Annotated in this window: 20 protein-coding genes; 7 read left to right on the forward strand and 13 right to left on the reverse strand. The window is 55.5% G+C overall.

Annotation, left to right across the window (positions count from 1 at the left end; all coding sequences use genetic code 11):
• Nucleotides 1–32: 32 nt before the first annotated feature.
• Genes Q0746_RS02875 through Q0746_RS02890 form a run of 4 tightly spaced genes read right to left on the reverse strand, consistent with a single transcriptional unit; the run spans nt 33 to nt 2,828 of the window.
• Nucleotides 33–644, reverse strand: coding sequence for a hypothetical protein (locus tag Q0746_RS02875; RefSeq protein WP_298258033.1), 612 nt, complete (start codon nt 642–644; stop codon nt 33–35).
• A 10-nt stretch (nt 645–654) separates the two neighbouring features.
• Entirely contained in the window at nt 655–1,107 is a 453-nt protein-coding gene (locus Q0746_RS02880) for a VOC family protein (RefSeq protein ID WP_298257004.1), read from the reverse strand.
• Nucleotides 1,108–2,088 carry an alpha/beta hydrolase gene (locus Q0746_RS02885; protein WP_298257006.1) on the reverse strand — a complete coding sequence of 327 codons (981 nt, stop codon included), beginning with the start codon at nt 2,086–2,088 and terminating at the stop codon, nt 1,108–1,110.
• Nucleotides 2,088–2,828, reverse strand: a complete 741-nt coding sequence (locus Q0746_RS02890) for an alpha/beta hydrolase (protein WP_298257008.1) — start codon at nt 2,826–2,828, stop codon at nt 2,088–2,090. Before Q0746_RS02890 ends, Q0746_RS02885 begins: the two co-directional genes overlap by 1 nt.
• 212 nt (nt 2,829–3,040) lie before the next feature.
• Here Q0746_RS02890 and thrS point away from each other — a divergent pair, with 212 nt between their 5' ends.
• On the forward strand, nt 3,041–4,987 hold the full coding sequence (gene thrS, locus Q0746_RS02895; RefSeq protein WP_298257010.1) for a threonine--tRNA ligase: 1,947 nt from the start codon (nt 3,041–3,043) through the stop codon (nt 4,985–4,987).
• Here the strand turns inward: thrS and Q0746_RS02900 are convergent.
• Nucleotides 4,980–5,288, reverse strand: coding sequence for an ArsC/Spx/MgsR family protein (locus tag Q0746_RS02900; protein ID WP_298257012.1), 309 nt, complete (start codon nt 5,286–5,288; stop codon nt 4,980–4,982). The two genes, thrS and Q0746_RS02900, sit on opposite strands and share 8 nt — an antisense overlap.
• Before the next feature lie 287 nt (nt 5,289–5,575).
• Here Q0746_RS02900 and Q0746_RS02905 point away from each other — a divergent pair, with 287 nt between their 5' ends.
• Nucleotides 5,576–5,785 carry a cold-shock protein gene (locus Q0746_RS02905; protein ID WP_021099906.1) on the forward strand — a complete coding sequence of 70 codons (210 nt, stop codon included), beginning with the start codon at nt 5,576–5,578 and terminating at the stop codon, nt 5,783–5,785.
• Nucleotides 5,786–6,047: 262 nt separating this feature from the next.
• Here Q0746_RS02905 and Q0746_RS02910 read toward each other — a convergent pair whose 3' ends face one another.
• Together Q0746_RS02910 and thyX are read right to left on the reverse strand one after the other, a co-directional pair.
• On the reverse strand, nt 6,048–7,046 hold the full coding sequence (locus Q0746_RS02910; RefSeq protein ID WP_298257018.1) for a hypothetical protein: 999 nt from the start codon (nt 7,044–7,046) through the stop codon (nt 6,048–6,050).
• An 81-nt stretch (nt 7,047–7,127) separates the two neighbouring features.
• Nucleotides 7,128–8,036 carry an FAD-dependent thymidylate synthase gene (gene thyX / locus Q0746_RS02915; protein WP_298257020.1) on the reverse strand — a complete coding sequence of 303 codons (909 nt, stop codon included), beginning with the start codon at nt 8,034–8,036 and terminating at the stop codon, nt 7,128–7,130.
• 252 nt (nt 8,037–8,288) lie between these two features.
• Here thyX and Q0746_RS02920 point away from each other — a divergent pair, with 252 nt between their 5' ends.
• From Q0746_RS02920 to Q0746_RS02935, 4 genes are all read left to right on the forward strand, one after another.
• Complete coding sequence (locus Q0746_RS02920) at nt 8,289–9,203, forward strand: hypothetical protein (protein ID WP_298257022.1); 915 nt, start codon at nt 8,289–8,291, stop codon at nt 9,201–9,203.
• Nucleotides 9,193–10,578: a surface lipoprotein assembly modifier gene (locus Q0746_RS02925; protein WP_298257024.1), complete on the forward strand. Its 1,386-nt coding sequence runs from the start codon at nt 9,193–9,195 to the stop codon at nt 10,576–10,578. The genes Q0746_RS02920 and Q0746_RS02925 overlap by 11 nt, the downstream gene beginning before the upstream one ends.
• 70 nt (nt 10,579–10,648) lie before the next feature.
• Nucleotides 10,649–11,470 (forward strand): DUF817 domain-containing protein, encoded by an 822-nt coding sequence (locus Q0746_RS02930; RefSeq protein ID WP_298257026.1) that lies wholly within the window; start codon nt 10,649–10,651, stop codon nt 11,468–11,470.
• Between the two features lie 26 nt (nt 11,471–11,496).
• A complete protein-coding gene (locus Q0746_RS02935; protein ID WP_298257028.1) occupies nt 11,497–11,931 on the forward strand; it encodes a VOC family protein in 435 nt (144 codons plus the stop codon).
• Between the two features lie 48 nt (nt 11,932–11,979).
• Here the strand turns inward: Q0746_RS02935 and Q0746_RS02940 are convergent, their stop codons facing one another.
• The 6 genes from Q0746_RS02940 to yajC all read right to left on the reverse strand — a co-directional run bounded on the left by Q0746_RS02940 (nt 11,980) and on the right by yajC (nt 17,607).
• Nucleotides 11,980–13,401, reverse strand: coding sequence for a pyridoxal-dependent decarboxylase (locus Q0746_RS02940; protein WP_298257030.1), 1,422 nt, complete (start codon nt 13,399–13,401; stop codon nt 11,980–11,982).
• Between the two features lie 135 nt (nt 13,402–13,536).
• A complete protein-coding gene (locus Q0746_RS02945; protein ID WP_298257032.1) occupies nt 13,537–13,890 on the reverse strand; it encodes an Mth938-like domain-containing protein in 354 nt (117 codons plus the stop codon).
• A gap of 4 nt (nt 13,891–13,894) precedes the next feature.
• Nucleotides 13,895–14,647, reverse strand: a complete 753-nt coding sequence (locus tag Q0746_RS02950; RefSeq protein ID WP_298257034.1) for a sulfite exporter TauE/SafE family protein — start codon at nt 14,645–14,647, stop codon at nt 13,895–13,897.
• Complete coding sequence (gene secF, locus Q0746_RS02955; protein ID WP_298257035.1) at nt 14,640–15,608, reverse strand: protein translocase subunit SecF; 969 nt, start codon at nt 15,606–15,608, stop codon at nt 14,640–14,642. The genes Q0746_RS02950 and secF overlap by 8 nt, the downstream gene beginning before the upstream one ends.
• A 4-nt stretch (nt 15,609–15,612) precedes the next feature.
• Nucleotides 15,613–17,283 carry a protein translocase subunit SecD gene (gene secD / locus Q0746_RS02960; RefSeq protein ID WP_298257038.1) on the reverse strand — a complete coding sequence of 557 codons (1,671 nt, stop codon included), beginning with the start codon at nt 17,281–17,283 and terminating at the stop codon, nt 15,613–15,615.
• A 3-nt stretch (nt 17,284–17,286) separates the two neighbouring features.
• Nucleotides 17,287–17,607 carry a preprotein translocase subunit YajC gene (gene yajC, locus Q0746_RS02965; protein WP_298257040.1) on the reverse strand — a complete coding sequence of 107 codons (321 nt, stop codon included), beginning with the start codon at nt 17,605–17,607 and terminating at the stop codon, nt 17,287–17,289.
• A 146-nt stretch (nt 17,608–17,753) separates the two neighbouring features.
• On the opposite strand from yajC, the gene Q0746_RS02970 reads away from it, so the two are divergent.
• Nucleotides 17,754–18,461: a hypothetical protein gene (locus Q0746_RS02970; RefSeq protein WP_298257042.1), complete on the forward strand. Its 708-nt coding sequence runs from the start codon at nt 17,754–17,756 to the stop codon at nt 18,459–18,461.
• Nucleotides 18,462–18,520 lie beyond the last annotated feature (59 nt).

Raw genomic sequence — 18,520 nt, forward strand, 5'->3', positions numbered from 1 at the left:
TGTGGGTACAGGGGCAAACAATGTTCGATCCCTTATGGCAGGCCTAACCCGCGAAACCGAGGAAAATCTTCGTATCTGGCAGACCGCTGCGCCTGTGTCTCTTCCGGTTCGCGACCAGCGGCCAACAATTTGCCCCGCGGGGCGATGTAGCTGGAAATCGTGCGACGCGGCGTTGGTTCCCACGTCAGGTTAAACGCCGCCAGCTTTGGAAAAAACCATTGTTCCGAATATGGCAAATGATCATGTATCCAATAGGCCAAATCGCGCCAATCTCGCCCCTGCGCATATTGATCCGCAAACCAAGGAATGACGATCGTGGCCCCACCGATGGGGGCAACCGCCGAGCGGTCCCAAATGTGGCATTCACCAGGGTAATCATTGCGCGCGCAGTTCAGTTTGTTCTCGTTTCCAAACCTGTTCAACGTCGCAGAGCGATACCCAGAGCGCACCGTGACACAGCCAAAGGTTTCATGCAGCGGATCCAACAGCTCTGTGCAAAATGCCCGCCCGACCTGCAGTGTCAGCTCTATGTTTTCGGGGATATTTTGCAACTGGTGAAAATTCGCAATTTCAGAATACAAAAACTCGCGCATGAAGAAATACTTGGACAAGCGTTCGCGGCCCAAGGTCTCCAACGACCACATTGATGCCGGCTTACGGCGTACCATCGGATGTACCATAGCCGTTCCACCGAAACGCCCCATCCGTGTCTCGCAGCGGCGAGAACGGGTTATATGCGACTTCCCAGACATGGCCGTCCAGATCGCTGAAATAGCCGTGATGCCCCCCCCAAAACACATCTTGGGCAGGCTTGAGAACCTTGCCCCCTGCCCGTTCCGCATCAGCAAGCACCTGAGCAACCTCACCCTTTTCGCGAACGTTATGCGCCAGCGTCACCCCAGAGAACCCGCCGATGCCCGCCACATCGATGCCAAGCTCCTTCGCCAATCCGGACGCGGAATACAGCCCCAATGTCTGCCCGACCATATCAAATGCCACAACGCCATCCGGACTTGGGGTTCGCGTCCAGCCAAGTGCTTCGTAAAAATCGGCGGCAAGCGTCAGATCGGCCACAGCCAATGTGATCAGCGAAATCCGTTGTTCCAATTACAGGTCCTCCATCCAATCCTTGATCAACGCGACCGTGCCGTCTGTCTGTGCGGGGCTTAAGATGTCGCCTGCGATCACGTGGTTGAACGGATCATCATCGCCGGTGAGCTTTCGCGGGGCCAAGGTGACCGCTCCGCCCCATTTTGTCGAGATCGCACGGGTGGTTTCTGCCGACACCACTGCATCCTCGTCGGAAAACACCATCAGGACCGGCGTCGTAACCTTGGCGTAATCCGTTTCACGGGCATGTTTCACCAGCGCCATCATCGGGACCAGCGCCGTGGTGGGATAGAGCGTCGTCCAATATTTTGCGTGCCCCTCATTTTCGGGATCAAAGCTACGTTCGGCCCCTGCGACAAGCGCCGCCCAACTGCGCGCCAGAGGCCACTCCAATAAGGTCGCCGCAGGGGAGCGTACGCGGAAATTCGGCGACACCATCACAATACCTTTGACCTGCTTCATTAGCGCCGGATTGGTCGCCGCAATCGCCGTCGCGGTCCCCCCTGTGGACGTCGAGATAACGATCACCTCCTCGCCAATACGCCTGCCAATGGCGAGCGCTTCTGCGGTGTCCTCTATCCAGTCCCCTGCAACGGTTTCCACCATCGCCAAACCACCACGCCCATGCCCTGTAATACGAGTATAAAACAGGTTCGCACCAAGCTGCGTTGCCAGCATATCCGGCACGGGCCTGATTTCTTCAGACGTCGCGGAAAACCCATGAATGTAGACAATCGACAGCGACGTCTTTGCCCCGGCCTCGCCAGCCCAAATGATGCGTTTCTCGACCCCTTGGGTGATGTCATCAAAGGGCGCTTCAACCGCCTTAAGATATGCATCAAGATCATCCCCTAAAGCGCTCTCTTGAAATGATATTTCCACGTCGACGGGTTCACGAGGCGCAAACAGCCACACGGCAAGACCGATCCCCACCAGCAACAGCAATACGCGGCCAAGCCATTTGCCAAAAGCCTGCATTACACCCGCCCCAAAACATCAGCCACTGCAATCTCAATCATCTCCAACGCTGCCTCATCAGAGAACCGGTGATCCGCCCCTTTGAGCAGGGTCAATTGCATGTCCGGCCCGCTGGCATGTTCAAACAAGCGCTGCGCCACAGACATATCCACATCTGCATCCGCCGATCCTTGCAAAAAGCGGGTCGGAAAGGGCAAGGGTAGCGGCGCGCGCAACACCAGATTGTCGCGCCCCTCCTCAATCAACCGCTTGGTGATGATATAGGGCTCGCCATAGTCTGACGGCAAGGCCAGCTGCCCTGTCTCCAGCTCGGACTTTTGGGCGTCGGTAAAGCTGCCCCACATGCTGTCTTCGGTAAAATCAGGAGCCGCCGCAATTGTGACCAGACCCGCGATCCGCTCGGGGATGCGTTTGGTCATAAGCAGTGAAATCCATCCGCCCATGGAAGATCCGACAAGCACCTGCGGCCCCTTGGTCAGGGCCTCTATTGCGTCTTGGGCATCTTGCGCCCAATCGCCAATTGCACCGTCTTCGAATGCGCCTGAGGACTCCCCATGCCCCGAATAATCGAACCGCAAAAACGCGCGGCCCTGCGCCTTGGCCCATGCTTCGAGATGCACAGCCTTTGTGCCGCCCATATCGGATTTGAAGCCCCCTATGAACACCACTCCGGGGCCTGTCCCACCCGTTTTATGGAAGGCGATGCGGCGGCCTGAGGCCGTTTCTAGATAGTCAGGCATGGGGCCTCCGTCAAAATTGTTTGGCACAAGCTAGCGAATGCGGTTTGAGTTGCAACCGAAAGCCTACCGCATGATCTAGCAATGAAACCGCCCCTTTCAACCAAATAGCGTGCATCCTTGCTTGACCTTCGCGCAAGCTCCGGCCAAATACCCCCTACACATAACCCGCAACCGGGCGTTCCGTGGGCGCCAAACTGACGAGGAGCCAACATATGGCCTCTATCTCCCTGACCTTTCCTGACGGCAATTCGCGCGACTTTGAAGCTGGTGTCACCCCTGCTGAAGTTGCCGCCTCCATCGCGTCGTCGCTTGAGAAAAAGGCGATCTCTGCCACTGTAAACGGCGAGCATCATGACTTGGCGTGGCCGATCGAGGCCGACGCGCAAATCGCGATCAACACCATGAAGGACGAGGCCCCAGCACTGGAACTGATCCGCCACGATCTGGCGCATATCATGGCCCGCGCAGTACAAGCTCTATGGCCGGACGTGAAGGTCACCATCGGGCCGGTTATCAAGAATGGCTGGTACTACGACTTTGACCGAAAAGAGCCCTTCTCCAGCGAAGACCTCGGCGCCATCGAGAAGAAGATGAAGGAAATCATCAACCTTCGCGACCCAGTGCGCACAGAAATCTGGGACCGCGCGCGCGCGGTGAAGTTCTACGAGGACAACAACGAGCCCTATAAAGTCGAGCTGATCGAAGCCATTCCGGGCGATGAACCTTTGCGCATGTATTGGCACGGCGACTGGCAAGACCTATGCCGTGGCCCACATTTGCAGCACACCGGACAAGTCCCAGCTGACGCGTTCAAACTGATGTCTGTGGCGGGGGCCTACTGGCGCGGCGACAGTGATCGCGCAATGCTGCAACGTATCTATGGCGTGGCGTTCCAGAACAAAGAGAAGCTCAAAGAACACCTCCATTTCCTTGAGGAAGCCGAAAAACGTGACCACCGCAAATTGGGCAGCGAGATGGACCTGTTCCACATGCAAGCCGAAGCCCCAGGTCAGGTGTTTTGGCATCCGAATGGCTGGACCGTTTACACAGAACTGCAAGACTACATGCGCCGCCAGCAACGCAAAGGCGGCTACGTCGAGGTGAACACCCCGCAGGTCGTTGACCGCAAGCTGTGGGAGGCCTCCGGCCATTGGGACAAGTATCAGGAAAACATGTTCATCGTCGAAGTTGACGAAGAGCATGCCCGCGAAAAATCCGTGAATGCCCTTAAGCCGATGAACTGCCCCTGCCACGTTCAGATTTTCAACCAAGGCTTGAAATCCTACCGCGACCTGCCGCTGCGGATGGCCGAGTTCGGCTCTTGTGCACGCTATGAGCCGTCCGGCGCGCTGCATGGCATCATGCGGGTGCGCGGGTTTACCCAAGACGATGGTCACATCTTCTGTTCAGAAGACCAGATTGAAGCCGAAACAAAGATTTTCATCGATTTCCTGTCCAAGGTCTATGCGGACCTCGGCTTTAACGACTGGACGATTAAGCTATCGACTCGTCCGGAAAAGCGGGTCGGCTCCGACGAAACTTGGGACCGTATGGAAGCCGCCCTTGGGGATGCGTGTAAGGCCGCTGGTCACGACTTTGAAATCTTGGAGGGCGAAGGCGCCTTTTATGGTCCGAAGCTAGAGTTCACGCTGACCGACGCAATTGGCCGGAACTGGCAGTGCGGCACCTTGCAGGTTGATGCCAATACGCCCGGGCGTTTGGAATCCACCTATATCGGTGCGGATGGTGAGAAGCATGAGCCGGTCATGCTGCACCGTGCGACGTTGGGCTCCTTCGAGCGGTTTATCGGCATCCTCATTGAGGAGCATTCCGGAAAGCTGCCGTTCTGGCTGGCTCCGCGTCAGGTGGTGGTCGCCTCGATCATCTCGGATGCAAACGACTATGTGATTGAAACCGTTGCAAAACTAAAGGCCGCTGGCATTCGCGCCGAGGCAGATATCCGCAACGAGAAGATCAACTACAAGGTGCGGGAGCACTCGGTTGGCAAGGTGCCGGTCATCTTGGCGGTCGGGAAAAAGGAAGTCGAAGACGGCACAGTGACCCTGCGCCGCCTTGGTGAAAAGCAGACATCTGTGGTGGATGCGGCAACGTTGATTGCGGATCTCAAGCTGGAGGCCTGCCCTCCCGATCTCAGGTAAGCAAAGCCTGCACATCCTTGCCCCACCCCAAATGAAGCGTTCCGTTGTCAATGACGGGGCGCTTCATAAGTGTTGGATGTGCCAGAAGTTGCTCTAACGGGTCGGCCGCGCGCTCGGCGTCCGACATCCCGCGCCAAGTGGTAGAGCGCGTGTTCACCAATGCAGCGCCAAAAACCTCCAAGAATCGGGCCAGTTCGCTGCGGTCCAACGGGGTGGCGCGAACGTCGATAAATTCGGCGTTTGGCAATGCTTTGAGGGCCTTGCGGCAGGTGTCGCAGGTTTTGATGCCATAGAGTTTCATGCGGTTTTCCTTTTCGATTCCGGTCGGTTTATGGGCATGTTCACGAAATATGTCCAGAATTCGCCCATATGAAAACCATGCGTATCAATAACTTACCTTCCGAACGGGTGCCGAAAAACGCCGAATGAATATCAGTCATTGAAGTTTTAAAAAGCAGGTCTAATCTATTGCTTGTGAGACAGACTTTGCGTTTCGGCCTTCTTCTACGGAGCAGACCACTAAACTTGAAGACACTGCTACACCACCCCGCCGCAAACCCGCGGGCGGATACTAGAAGGAGACACGGAATGGCCACTGGCACCGTAAAATGGTTCAACACCACCAAAGGCTTCGGCTTTATCGCACCCGACGATGGCGGCAAGGACGTCTTCGTGCATATTTCAGCCGTTGAGCGCGCTGGTCTGACCGGCCTGCGCGACGACCAGAAAATCCAGTACGAGATGATCGAAGGCCGCGACGGCCGCGCGTCAGCTGGCGATCTGGTAGCACTTGATTAATATTTGAATGCTCTAAAACATGGAAAAGCCCGCTTATTTTGGCGGGCTTTTTTGTTGGGGTTTTGAGCGGGGTTTGCCGGTCGGCAAAGCGTCGGCAAAACGTTGGGCAAGCTGTCGGCGGGTTTAATCCCCAAGCCTATCGAAATGGCAGCGCCCGAACCGAGGGGTGGGAGCGGAACGCGCCCGCCCCGTGGGGGCGGTTCGGGCGCGGCACGATCTTTGATCGTGCGAGGTAAGATAGTTGCACTATCCTATGCCTCAACTAGATAGCACCGACCCAACTCGAATAACTAGACGGTGGATCAGCAGTCAAGGTGCGCCAATGCTCTCGAAAGAACTGTTCACAGTACATATCCGATAGGATGATTTTCTCACCGTTTTCTTTAACTCTAATGTTAAAGTTTTTTGCCAACTCATTCTTCACGGTACGTTGGTAGCTCGCCGACAATCCGCCTACAGTAGCGAGCACCTCGACATTTGGGTTGGCACGAACCTTGAGGAGTTCCAAATTTTGACGGTGAAAGGCTGAACCTAAAAATACAATCCGTTCTGCTTCCATCAAGTCCTTGTGCATCGCAGATTGCTTATCTTGGTCACCCATACCTTGTGTAAATGTTCTAATTTCCGAAGCAGCTACGGCAAGACTGTCAGCCCTCACATTTCCGAAAGGAGCGGCTGCAGTATCAGAATTTTGCCAAGGTAGCCTTCCTGCAATTCCATACGGCCTGTGAACACGAAGATCTTGCACGTAATCTTGAACCAATTCCTCAGTCAAACCATAGTAATTTGCGATCGATTTCGGGAGGTAATGCTCTAAGCAGCGATCATAATTAAATGAAACGAACGATAAGTTTTCGAAGATATTAGAAATATCTTCCCTCTTTCTATTCTCGCAAATAATTTTCGTTAGGTGAGAGTACCAAGTCGATCCAAATTTCCTCAAGTCAATTTCATTAGAACGCTCGTGAGTTTCCTTAAAGAAGTGACTTTGTTTCTCAGCGGAATGGATGGCTCTAACGATCCCTAACTTAGCTACAAGTTCAGTCTGAGCATCACCCAAGGCATCTACGATATTATCAATGGATATTGCTTGTTTGGCCGATGCTATTATTTGATGAGCCGAATGCCTGTGACTATTGAACTTTTCTACCTCCCTTCCCTCGTTTAGCGAAATCTTCAGCGCTTCAGAAAGAGTGCGGTCACCACTCGTCTGGCCATTCCAGTCATACTTGAGATTGATAATCTTTGAGATATCTTCCAATAGGGCGTCCCCGACTGGAAGCCCCACCTCGGCACTCGCCCCTGCCCCCAAGACAAAGAGTGTTTTCGCGCGAAACACCCGTCAGTCTCCAACAACCCCCATAAACTCCCGCCATTCACCTTTGGACATGCCGGAAGTCTCTTGGGTGACGTCCTCGCCTTTCAGCATACGGCGCAGGCAGTCGACGCCTTTGCCGGAGAGTTGTGCGCCGCCCAGACGGTAGTCCTCGAACGCGGAATAGGCTGCGGGGACCCAATCGGCGACGACCTTACAAATCGCATCGGCATAGACGCGGATTTCGTATTGGGCGTGGCTGTCCGCGCGCAGGCGCAAGAAGTGGAACAGATTGTGGAGGTCCACCTTCCAGTACCACTGCGTATAGATGTTGGCGGGCAGGTTCATGCGGGCCAGCTCGCGGGCCAGTCCGTCTTGGCCGTCATCGGAGATCATCGCCTCGTAGTTATCATAGGCGCGGGTGCTGTCGGACTTGAGGATTTCCAGCACGCGTGCGGCCTCCTCGCCCTCCAGAATTTGACCGCGGCCTTGGTTGTTCACCACGGATTGCGCGTTGATATGCTCGGGCGCGGGAATGTAGAATTCGCGATCAAGGATGGAATAGCGGGCGGAGTATTCGTTGACGTTGGCCGTCCGGTGGCGGATCCACTGGCGCGCCACGAAGACGGGCAGTTTGACGTGCAGCTTGATCTCGCACATCTCGAACGGCGTGGAATGCCAGTGGCGCATCAGGTAGCGGATCAGGCCTTCGTCGTTTTGCACCGATTTGGTGCCCTTGCCGTAAGACACCCGCGCGGCCTGACAGATGGCGCTATCGTCGCCCATATAGTCGATGACGCGGATAAACCCGTGATCAAGGACCTCATGGGCGGTATACAAGTGCTGCTCCATCCCCGGCACTGTGGCGCGCATCGTGGTGTTGGTTTGAGACCGCGCCTCAGCGATTTCCTGAGCTTGTTCGGTGGAAATAGGCATATGCGGTCTCCGGCGTATTAAGATTCGTGGACTGAAACCACATATTGCGTCGAAGGCGGGGGTCACATCAAGATGATGTTGCGGTTATCCACAAGGTAATGCCTATCCCTTTGAAACACGGGCGATTGTTTAGCAACACTCGGCAAATTCACCAGCTTCTGCACGCCTGTGTCGTTGACTTTTAACCTTTCCCGACCGAGTTTCCGAACAAAACGCGCCCAAGTGCGCTTATTCGGGCAGTGAGATATAGCTATGACATTTGATACAGCCGTGAAGGCATTTGGCATCCTTTCAATATCCGCACTGGTCGCTTGCGGCGGCGGCGGGTCGAACCCTGTCACGGGTGGCACAGTTGATACTGTTGTCGACCCCACTGATCCGAACACGGTCACCGGACAAAAGATCGCCTTCGACGAGTCTGTGGCATTGGTTGCCAACACGATGGAATTTGATGACCAAGGCACTGCTGACCCGTCAGATGACACGCTGAACATCAACAACATCCCATTTGACACCGAAACAGGGTTTTACAACAGAGCCGCTACCTTGCCCAATGGCTGGGGACTTTACGAGAGTGACGAGCGCGGCCAAAGCGGTCGCCTTAGATACTCCGCGATGTTCAACAGGTCTGCATCGGGTAACGTAGAAGGCGGTGTTGCCGCTTCTCCGGACTGGTTGGGGACCGCGAATAACGCCGGCGCATTGGTTCGCCGCAACAATTCCGCAATTTCACTGCCAGTGAACGGGATTATCCAATATACTGGCACCTATGGCGGCATCCGTGAATTGGACAATGACGTGGTCGGTGGCGCAGGGATTGAACTGGTCACGGGCGACGCAAGTGTTCTGATCGACTTTGACGATTTTGACATAACCGGCGATATCGTGGGCTTCATCACCAACCGACAAGTATACGACGCGGATACGCAAGCTCTTCTGGGCACCTTGGCAAGTGTTTCATTGGCTGAGGCGTTTATCAACCGCACCGACGCGACCATCGACGAAAGTACAGCCGTTGCCGTTGACGGCACTTTGAACGGGACTTGGGAAGGCGTGTTTGGAGGGGCAAACGGAGAGGAAATCGCTGCTTATGTTATCCTCAACGGCACGACGCCGGTAACCGCTGCGGAAGTACGCGAACTAGGTGTACTTCTGGTTGCTCAATAAAACCATATTGGAAGTCGCGCGGGGGGCGCTGCTTCTGACACTTCCGTTTCTATTTGCAACTGACGCTTCGGGGCAAAGCTCGCGAGGTGAAATAACGGTGGTTGAAAGCCGGTCACTTGCGTTCTCACTGGTATCGCAAGGACAACCTGTGCCTGCGCGCGCAATTGCGCTTGCGCTGCTCAAACGGGATCCGAACGACATCAAGGCATTGCTCGTGTTGTCGCGTGCGGAGCGCTTGATGGGGAACCTGAAGGACGCAAAGCGCGCAGGAAAGCGAGCCTGGAAAACAGCTGATTCCTCGGGACATAAGTTTACTGCGGCCATGCTTACCGCGCAGGCGGTATCCTCAATGGACAACAAGTTGTCTGCCCAAATCTGGTTGCGCCGAGCAGCGCAAGTTGCCCCCAATGAGAAGCTTAAAGCCTCCGCTGTTCGTGACTTACGTTTTGTAAGAGGAAGCAGCCCTGTTTCCCTTAACTTCGACATCTCCGTAGCGCCTTCAAGCAACATCAATAACGGCTCAAAATCAGAGTTCATTGAAATTGCAGGGCTTCCGTTTGCGCTTAGCGGCGATGCTCAGGCACTGTCGGGCATAGAATACGCCTTTGGCTCTACTTTCTCTTATAAACTACCGACCCAAAACGACTGGAACCTCACTGCGGGTTTATCGTTGTCGTCTCGTTTTTATACTTTGTCTTCCAGCGCAAAAGCCCTTGCGCCGGATGTAAGCGGCTCAGATTACGCATTTCAGGAAGTCACAGCCTCCCTGGTCGCCAGCAAACAGGATCGCGACAGAAAAGGTGCTACTAGCCTGCATGTTAAAGCAGGTCACAATTGGTATGGTGGATCCTCCCTCAGTCAGTTTGTCGAACTGGGGGCCAGTCGCCAACTCAGAGTCGGAAAAAGGTCATCTTTAGGCTTCAACCTTGGATTGCAGCGGCAATGGCGCCAAGACAGCGACCTTCGGTCTTCGGACGTTACCAATTTGTCAGTTACATGGGCTCATGCTCTGAACGGCGGTGGTGCTATTTGGGTAACCGGATACGCAAGTGACACGGCATCAGAATCAGCGGCAATTGCACATGGCAACTATGGCGCGACCATTCGATACACGCCCGCAAAGCCATTGTTTGCAGATACAAATCTGGAGCTTGCAATGGGGTATAGCGAGAAGGAATTTGACCGAGCCCAGTTTCCGTTTTCACGACGAGAGGACAAAACTGTGGATGCGTCAATAAAAGTGATTTTCAACGATCTGAATTACATGGGGTTTGCGCCAACGGCCGAATTGAATGCCAAACAGACAAGTTCAACGCTGGATCAATTCAGCCTTGAAGACATAGGCGTCAAACTTGGTCTTCGGTCGACTTTCTGACATTAGCCTCCCTACCCCGCAAAACACCCGTCGCCTTGAACGTGTCTTAGGGGACTTCGTCCGGACACGTATGCGCGGTGTATTGGGCGAGCTGTTCATGTTCGTCCTCAAACAAGGCTGGGCCGCCCTCTTCGGGGTGTTGTTTCTTGTGGCCATCATCGGCACCAAGCTGGTGTGGCAGGACGACTGGGCGCTGCAACGGTATGACGGGCTTTTCATTTTTGCCGTGACCACTCAAATTGCCATGCTCTACTTCAAGCTCGAAACTTGGGATGAAGCCCGCGTAATCTTGTTGTTCCACGTCACGGGCACAGCGATGGAGCTGTTCAAAATACGAATGGGATCATGGTCTTACCCAGAACCAGGCCTGTTCGTTCTGGGCGGCGTGCCTATGTTTTCAGGCTTCATGTATGCGTCGATTGGCAGCTATATTGCGCGGGTGATCCGCATCTTTCACATGCGTTTCGCACCTTACCCGCCACTTTGGGTGACCTTCGTCTTTGGCACGGCCATTTACGTGAACTTCTTCGCCCATCACTACACAATCGACATTCGGATGGGGCTCTTTGCCGCCTCGTTGGTTCTTTTTGCGCGAACCCGCATCTGGTTTTACGTCGGCACAGAGCCGCGCTGGATGCCCATGCCCGTGGCCGCCTTTTTATGCGCCTTCATTGTCTGGATCGCTGAAAATGTCGGCACGATGACCGGCACTTGGATCTATGCGGGGCAATCTGCTTTGGAGATGGTCAGTTTTGCGAAGATGGGGTCATGGTATTTGCTGCTTTGGGTGGCATTTGTGACCGTGACACTCGTGTCGCGTGGAGCATTGTCCCCGAATTCCGAACGCCCGCCCGCAAGGCCCTCGCCATCCGCGCCGGAGACGCTAAACTGACGCAGATTTCGAAGTTAGGAGCCCCCATGAAAATCGAATTCCTGCACACAATGGTGCGCGTCAAAGATTTGGATAAATCCATTGCGTTTTACAAAATGCTTGGCCTGATCGAGCGGCGTCGCATGGATCATGAAGCAGGTCGCTTCTCATTGATCTTCATGTGCCCCCCTGAGCAAGCCGACGGTCGCGCAGATGTTGAACTGACCTACAATTGGGATGGGGACGATGCCCTGCCCGATGACAGCCGCCACTTCGGCCACCTCGCTTACCGCGTCGAGAACATCTACGAGATGTGCCAAACATTGATGGATGCAGGCATCACCATAAACCGCCCCCCACGTGACGGGCATATGGCCTTCATCCGCTCTCCTGACAATGTCTCTATTGAATTGCTACAGATGGACGAGCCGTTGCCCCCGCAAGAGCCATGGGCCTCGATGGAAAACACCGGCCACTGGTAGCACAAACATGCAAGCGGCCCGCGTTGTCGTGGGCCACTTGCTTCGCTATTAGGCGGCGGCGCGCCTCACCGCGTCTTCTACAGCCGCGATAGCTGCCCGAATGTCTTGGCTGGTGGTGCGGTGGTTCACCAAAGCGGCGCGTAAACAACTGCGTCCCTTGATGACCGTTGTCGAGAACACCGCGTCGCCATTCAATTGCAACTGGGCCGCGATTTGATTGGCGTCGCCATGTTTCACATAGAGGCAACAGACATTGGAGGTCACCTCATAGGGTAGCTCCAGCACATCAGAGGCCCTGACCAGTTCAGCCATCAATGCCGCTTGCTTGCAGTTGTCGGTGATCGACTTGGAAAAGGCCTCCTCCCCGATCGATTTGATCGCGGTCCAGACCTTGAGCGCGCGAAACCCGCGCGACAGCTCCAAGCCATAATCGCAAAACCACAGATCACCGCCTCCGAGGCCCGCGTCTTGCTGCTCCAAGTAGCTGGGGCGGGATGTGAAACTGTTGATGTGCAAGCTGCGGTCATAGATCATGCAGGCCCCGCAGTCATAGGGAACAGACATCCACTTGTGGAAGTCGCAGGCAATAGAGTTTGCCCGCTCCATCCCCGTCGCAAGCTGCGCCCAAGGGGCCTCGGCCAAGCGCACCCAAAACCCGAAGGCCGCGTCTATATGCATCCAGATGTTTTGCGCCGCGCAGAAGTCGGCAATGTCCTGCAACGGATCGAAAGAGCCTGTATTCACCGCCCCCGCGGTCCCCACAACAGCCAAAGGCACCCGCCCTTGCGCCCTATCCTCAGCGACGAGCTGCGCCAAAGACCCCATGTCCATCCGCATATCCGCGTCAGTGTCCACGGTGCGGATCGCATCTGATCCAAAGCCCAAGACCTCCAATGCCTTACCAATGCACGAATGCGTACCGCTGCGTACATAGACTGACACCGGAGGCAGCGATTGGATGCCAGTTTGGCGGACCTCATGGCCGAATTGCTTGTTGCAGGCGGCGCTCAACGCCAAAATTGTGGCTTGAGATGTGCCCGTCGTCAAAATCGCCGACGCTTGCTTTGGCAACCCCGATACCCCCAGCAGCCAGTCAAGCGCTGCGCGCTCCACCTCCATTGCGCCGTGGTCGCGACCACCGCAATTGCTGTTCATGGTAGCGGCAACCAATTCGGCCCCGACAGAGACCGGCAATCCGGCCCCATGCACCCAGCCGAAGAAACGCGGATGCGTGTTGCCCGTCGCATAGGGCATGATGTCTTGAACCAGTTGCTCCAGTGATTGCGCCGAGCCGACCCCAGTGGTGTCCGGATTGAGCGCCAGCCGATGTGCCATGTCTTTCGGCTTTGGCTGCCAAGGCAGTTCTCGGGCCGATTTCATCCGCTGCAAGCAATGGTCCATCAGGTCGTGCATTTCGCGGCTGAAGTCATCCCAGTTTTCTGGGTCTAGATGTGTGCCTTCGGACGTCATAACGGGCCTATTCGTAGGAAAGTGGTTGAAAAGATATCTAGGTCATGCGGCAAGCGTTGCGCAATGTGGCGCGGGCCATCTGGGGCCTACCATCACATTATCGCAAATCACGCGTCGCATAATCGCGATGCGGGGCTACACTGGGATCAATGCTGCCCCAATGCGCCGCCCCTCAGACAACAGCACGTTATAGGTGCGGCAGGCGGTGGGGGTAGCCATTAACTCTACACCGATTTCAGCCGCATCCAACGCGTTGCGCAAGGCGGCCGGAATATGGGTTATCTCCGCGCCCGTTCCGACAAACAGCACGTCCAACAGCTTGGCGCGGCTGAGGATTGTGTCGCGATCCTCAAAGCCGCCCCATGCAAAGCGCTCGGTCGGCAGCAGCAGAACCGGCCCCTCAATAATTTCACCCCCGACCCGAAAGAACCCCGGACCGTAGCTGTCGACCGGAGGAGCGGTGTCATAGGTGATTTCAGTTAGTTTCATGGCGTTAGTCCCAGATCGGTAAGCCCATTAGGATGGCTAGGGCGATTATGACATAGGCCGTCAGGCGATAAAACACCTCAAGGCGTGGGATGAAGATGGCTTGGCCCAGTTTTGCCCCGATGCCGTAGGGGATCAGCAACAACAAACCAAGCGCGATGGCGTCCGACGTCAACATACCTTGCAGCGCCATACTGGGAAGAAGCAACAGGCTGCTCACGGTCAAAAACACCAAAGAGTTTGCACGAACCTGCTTAACCGGCGCCGAGCTGCTGAGTTGAAACAACAGCATCACCGGCCCCAACAGGCCCGTCGCCCCGCCAACAAAACCAGCCCCTGCCCCCACGCAAGCCTGTGTCGCGCGATAGGCTGACAACCGTTGACGCCAACCGCTGACAAGCGCCGCCAGGGTCACTGCGGCAACAGCAAGCACCGCCCAACGCACATGGGTCACATCACTGCTGCGCAACACATAGATGCCCACAGGCGCGCCCAGAACCGAAAAGCCAATCATCGTGAATACCGAACGCTTGTCCATTTGCCCCCATGCGCGCGGCACGAGTGTGACCAAGGACGCAAGAGCCGATACGGAAAAGGAGGCGACAGCCAGCTCCGGCACCCAAAAAATCGTGGCAACAGGCATGAAGATCAAAGCGGCACCGAACCCCGCAAAACCGTAGACGACCCCCGCCACGACGGTGATAAAAGCGACCCAGCCCAAGCCCGGTTGGGCAAGGGCTGAGGTCAAAACATCAAGCATCTATGTTTGCGTATTGCCCGCCAGCGTTCGGATCCTTCTTGGACCAGTCGCGCTTCACCCCAAGGAACAGCAAAATCGTGGAGGCCACGAAGACCGAGCTATATGTACCCACGATAATGCCCCAGATCATGGCAAACACAAAGCCGCGGATCACATCGCCACCCAGCACAAACAGCGCAATCAGCGCCAAAAGTGTGGTCACAGATGTCATCATCGTGCGCGACAGGGTTTCGTTGATCGACAGGTTCATAACCTCAGACAACAGCTTGGTCTTATACTTGCGCAGGTTCTCGCGAACACGGTCAAACACAACAACCGTGTCATTGATCGAGTACCCGACGATAGTCAGCAAGGCGGCAATGATCGCAAGGTCAAACTTAATTTGCACCGCAGAAAAGATGCCCAACGTGAGGATCACGTCATGCACCAAAGCGGCCACGGCCCCCACGGCGAACTGCCACTCAAAACGCATCCAGATGTAGATCAGCACTGCCGTGATCGCCATAAGGACGGCGATTGCAGCGGTTCTGATCAGCTCACCAGACACCTTTGGCCCAACGGATTCGACGGAAGGGAACTTCATCTTTGGATCAAGCGTTCGCAGCGCTGTCTCCACTGCCGAGACGGTTTCGCCAGTGACCGACTCGTCGCCCTCTTGCGCCTCAATGCGCACCATGGCGACGTTTTGATCGGCAGCAAAAGTTGGATCAAACACCTCGGTGATTGAGATGTCGCCCAAGCCCGCAGGTTCCAACGCCAAACGGTAGGCAGCCACATCTACAGGCAAGGTGCTTTCGGTCCGGATGGTTGTGCCACCGCGAAAATCGATGCCGTAGTTCAGGCCTTGCGTCAGGAAGGACGTCAAGCTGACCGCCACCATAATGACCGAGATACCCAGCCACATTTTCCATTTGCCAAAGAAGTCCCAAGACGTCTCGGAAGGTACAAGTTTCAAACGCATGGAATTATACCTCTAACTTTTTGGGGCGACGGCGCTCGAACCAGAACACAATGAGCATTCGGGTCACATAGATCGCAGTGAACACAGAGGTCATGATGCCAAGCCCCAGCGTCACCGAGAAACCGCGCACCGGACCGGAGCCCATGACGAACAAGATCACGGCGACGATGAATGTGGTGATATTGGCGTCCAGAATGGCGGATAGGGCTTTCTCGTAGCCCAGTTCAATTGCGCGGGCTGGCCCTTTGGAGGTTTTCAACTCCTCGCGGATACGCTCGAACACCAGCACGTTGGCATCGACCGCCATACCGATGGTCAACACGATGCCCGCAATGCCCGGCAGAGTGAGCGTAGCACCGATCAAGGACAGAAGGCCGAAGATGAGGCCTACGTTGATGATCAACGCGATGTTGGCGAAGATGCCGAAAGTGCCGTAGCTGAGGAACATGAAGACCAGCACGCCGATAAAGGCCACGATGCAGGCGATTTTCCCCGCGTCGATGCTGTCTTGCCCAAGCTCTGGCCCGATGGTGCGTTCCTCTAGAAAGGTCATTTTGGCTGGCAATGCCCCAGCGCGCAGCAAGACGGCGAGATTGGTGGATTCCTCGACCGAGAAGTTACCGCTGATCTGGCCGGAGCCGCCAAGGATAGCTTCGCGGATTACGGGGGCAGAGATTACTTCATTGTCCAGCACGATGGCGAAAGGTGCGCCGACGTTTTCGCTGGTGAAGAGGCCGAACTTGCGCCCGCCGGTTGAATCGAAGCGGAACGTCACGGACGGCTGCCCGTTTTGATCAAACGCAGGTTGTGCGTTGGCCAAGTCTTCGCCCGAGACAACCGGAGTTTTCTCGAGAATGTAGAAAGTGCCCTGCTCTTGCGGATCGATAGAAGGTGCTAGGAACTGGCGACCGGTGACCCGCTCATTCGGGTTGGATGTCCGTGAGACAACCGGATGAAAGCCCAGTTTGGCGGTTGTGCCAATCAGGCCTTTCAGTTCTGTCGCGGACCCAATGCCGGGCACCTGAATAAGAATGCGGCGCTCTCCTTGGCGCTGAATGGTGGGCTCGCGTGTGCCTGCTTCATCCACACGGCGGCGGATGATTTCCAGCGACTGTTGCATCGTGCGGTCGTCGGTGGCGACGCGCTCGGCCTCTGACAGGGTAACGGTGATTACATCACCCTGCCCCGAGACCTCAATGTCGTTGCTTCCTGCCCCCGTCAGGCTGGCCACGGGGGTTGCCAGTCCACGTACAAGGCGCAAGGCCTCTTCCAACCCAGCAGGATTGGAAATCTTGAGCTTCAACTCACCGGATCCGGCGTTCTGGCGGCGTATGGTGCCTACAGTGTCGCGCGCATCCCGCAAGGTGTTGCGCACCTCGGGCCAAAAGCCATCCATGCGACTGTCATAGACATCTTCCACATTCACCTCAGCCAGCAAATGCGCCCCGCCCCGCAGGTCGAGGCCCAAATTGACCAGCCCAGACGGCAAGAAGCTAGGCCAGCCCGCGGCGTCAGCCGATAGCTCCGGAGAGGTGGTCGCGCCTGCGGCCAGCGCAGTTGTCGCGTCATTGTGCTTTTCTACCTGAGTGTAGAAACCGTTGGGCAGCGCAAGCGCTAACCCAACAAGCACCGTCAGCAGGATTACAACCCGCTGCCAGGAAGGCATCTGAAGCATTTGTTAGCTCGCTGGTTCGGTTTTATTGATCACGGATGCCAAGGTAGATTTGATCACGCGAATTTTCACACCTTCCGCGATTTCGACTTCCACTTCGCCGTCATCTTTGACCTTGGAGATTTTCCCAACGACACCGCCTTGGGTGATCACTTGGTCGCCGCGGCGCACTGCATTTACCATCGCCTGATGGTCTTTAAGCTTCTTTTGCTGCGGGCGGATCAACAAGAAATACATGATCCCGAAAATCAAGATCAACGGGATGAATTGGGTAAATGTGCTAGCGGCGCCTCCGGCGGCCTGTGCGTAGGCAGGTGTGACGAACATCTGCAGTCCTTTTGTTTGTGGGCCGTGAGCGGCCTTTGTCAGTTGCGGGGCACCCTATCGCCGCCACGCATGAGGCGCAACGGGGATAGTAGCCTTCGACCAATGTGATATATTGGTTTTTTATTTTGAGATTTAAAGGACATGGGATGGCAGATTTCACCACCGAGAGCATTTACCGTTGCCGCCCACAGGATGCAGCGTTACTTGCACACGCGGAAGACCTAGACGCGAGATATGACGCCCTTACCGAAGTTCATAATAACGCAAGCCAACGCGTGGAGTTTCTAGGTTACAATCATGACCACGAAACTCACCTTCAAGAGTTTTTTCAGATGTACATTCTGGATGAACCCGTCTCACTGCACGAATACGCCATATATCCTTTGATCCATTTCCGTGTTGTCAAATCCGGCGAAGTCGTCAACCAAGCAAATACTGTGCTCGATTTAATTGCCAGAATTCACCACGATCCGACCCCCATAATTTCTTCCCTTAAGGAGCGCATGCAAAAGATCGCGGCCTACTTTGAGGGCGCCGTCGCCGCCCCAAACCAAGACCCCTTCATGTTACAAGAACACCAAAGGGGCTTGGCGAGTTCGAAACAAGCGTTGGAACAATTCCACCTGACCGCCGACGACATTCGCACGGTCTACACGCTTTCAGTGATACGCGGGTCTTATTCAGAAGAAAGGCCTGAACAGCTAAAAGAAATGGACGCGCGTATTTCCCCTCGTCATCCAGTTATCGGCTCTCTTGCCCGATCTTTTGGCTTCCTTAAGACAATCGTTGCAACCTATGAGGACGCCGCTGATGCCGGAGAGGCCATCGTACATTTACAGACCTATGGAACTTGAAGCCTCACACGCACTTCCCCCCCCAACAAAAACCGGTCATAAGCCCCACATATAACGTA

Source organism: uncultured Litoreibacter sp. (assembly GCF_947487515.1).
Taxonomy (GTDB): Bacteria; Pseudomonadota; Alphaproteobacteria; order Rhodobacterales; family Rhodobacteraceae; genus Litoreibacter.

What these genes read in the sequence shown, in the direction of transcription:
- Q0746_RS02875 (WP_298258033.1), bottom strand. Translation starts at nt 644, where the DNA reads ATGTGGTCGTTGGAGACCTTGGGCCGCGAACGCTTGTCCAAGTATTTC.
- Q0746_RS02885 (WP_298257006.1), bottom strand. Translation starts at nt 2,088, where the DNA reads ATGCAGGCTTTTGGCAAATGGCTTGGCCGCGTATTGCTGTTGCTGGTG.
- Q0746_RS02890 (WP_298257008.1), bottom strand. Translation starts at nt 2,828, where the DNA reads ATGCCTGACTATCTAGAAACGGCCTCAGGCCGCCGCATCGCCTTCCAT.
- thrS (WP_298257010.1), top strand. Translation starts at nt 3,041, where the DNA reads ATGGCCTCTATCTCCCTGACCTTTCCTGACGGCAATTCGCGCGACTTT.
- Q0746_RS02900 (WP_298257012.1), bottom strand. Translation starts at nt 5,288, where the DNA reads ATGAAACTCTATGGCATCAAAACCTGCGACACCTGCCGCAAGGCCCTC.
- Q0746_RS02905 (WP_021099906.1), top strand. Translation starts at nt 5,576, where the DNA reads ATGGCCACTGGCACCGTAAAATGGTTCAACACCACCAAAGGCTTCGGC.
- thyX (WP_298257020.1), bottom strand. Translation starts at nt 8,036, where the DNA reads ATGCCTATTTCCACCGAACAAGCTCAGGAAATCGCTGAGGCGCGGTCT.
- Q0746_RS02920 (WP_298257022.1), top strand. Translation starts at nt 8,289, where the DNA reads ATGACATTTGATACAGCCGTGAAGGCATTTGGCATCCTTTCAATATCC.
- Q0746_RS02930 (WP_298257026.1), top strand. Translation starts at nt 10,649, where the DNA reads ATGCGCGGTGTATTGGGCGAGCTGTTCATGTTCGTCCTCAAACAAGGC.
- Q0746_RS02935 (WP_298257028.1), top strand. Translation starts at nt 11,497, where the DNA reads ATGAAAATCGAATTCCTGCACACAATGGTGCGCGTCAAAGATTTGGAT.
- Q0746_RS02940 (WP_298257030.1), bottom strand. Translation starts at nt 13,401, where the DNA reads ATGACGTCCGAAGGCACACATCTAGACCCAGAAAACTGGGATGACTTC.
- Q0746_RS02945 (WP_298257032.1), bottom strand. Translation starts at nt 13,890, where the DNA reads ATGAAACTAACTGAAATCACCTATGACACCGCTCCTCCGGTCGACAGC.
- Q0746_RS02950 (WP_298257034.1), bottom strand. Translation starts at nt 14,647, where the DNA reads ATGCTTGATGTTTTGACCTCAGCCCTTGCCCAACCGGGCTTGGGCTGG.
- secF (WP_298257035.1), bottom strand. Translation starts at nt 15,608, where the DNA reads ATGCGTTTGAAACTTGTACCTTCCGAGACGTCTTGGGACTTCTTTGGC.
- secD (WP_298257038.1), bottom strand. Translation starts at nt 17,283, where the DNA reads ATGCTTCAGATGCCTTCCTGGCAGCGGGTTGTAATCCTGCTGACGGTG.
- yajC (WP_298257040.1), bottom strand. Translation starts at nt 17,607, where the DNA reads ATGTTCGTCACACCTGCCTACGCACAGGCCGCCGGAGGCGCCGCTAGC.
- Q0746_RS02970 (WP_298257042.1), top strand. Translation starts at nt 17,754, where the DNA reads ATGGCAGATTTCACCACCGAGAGCATTTACCGTTGCCGCCCACAGGAT.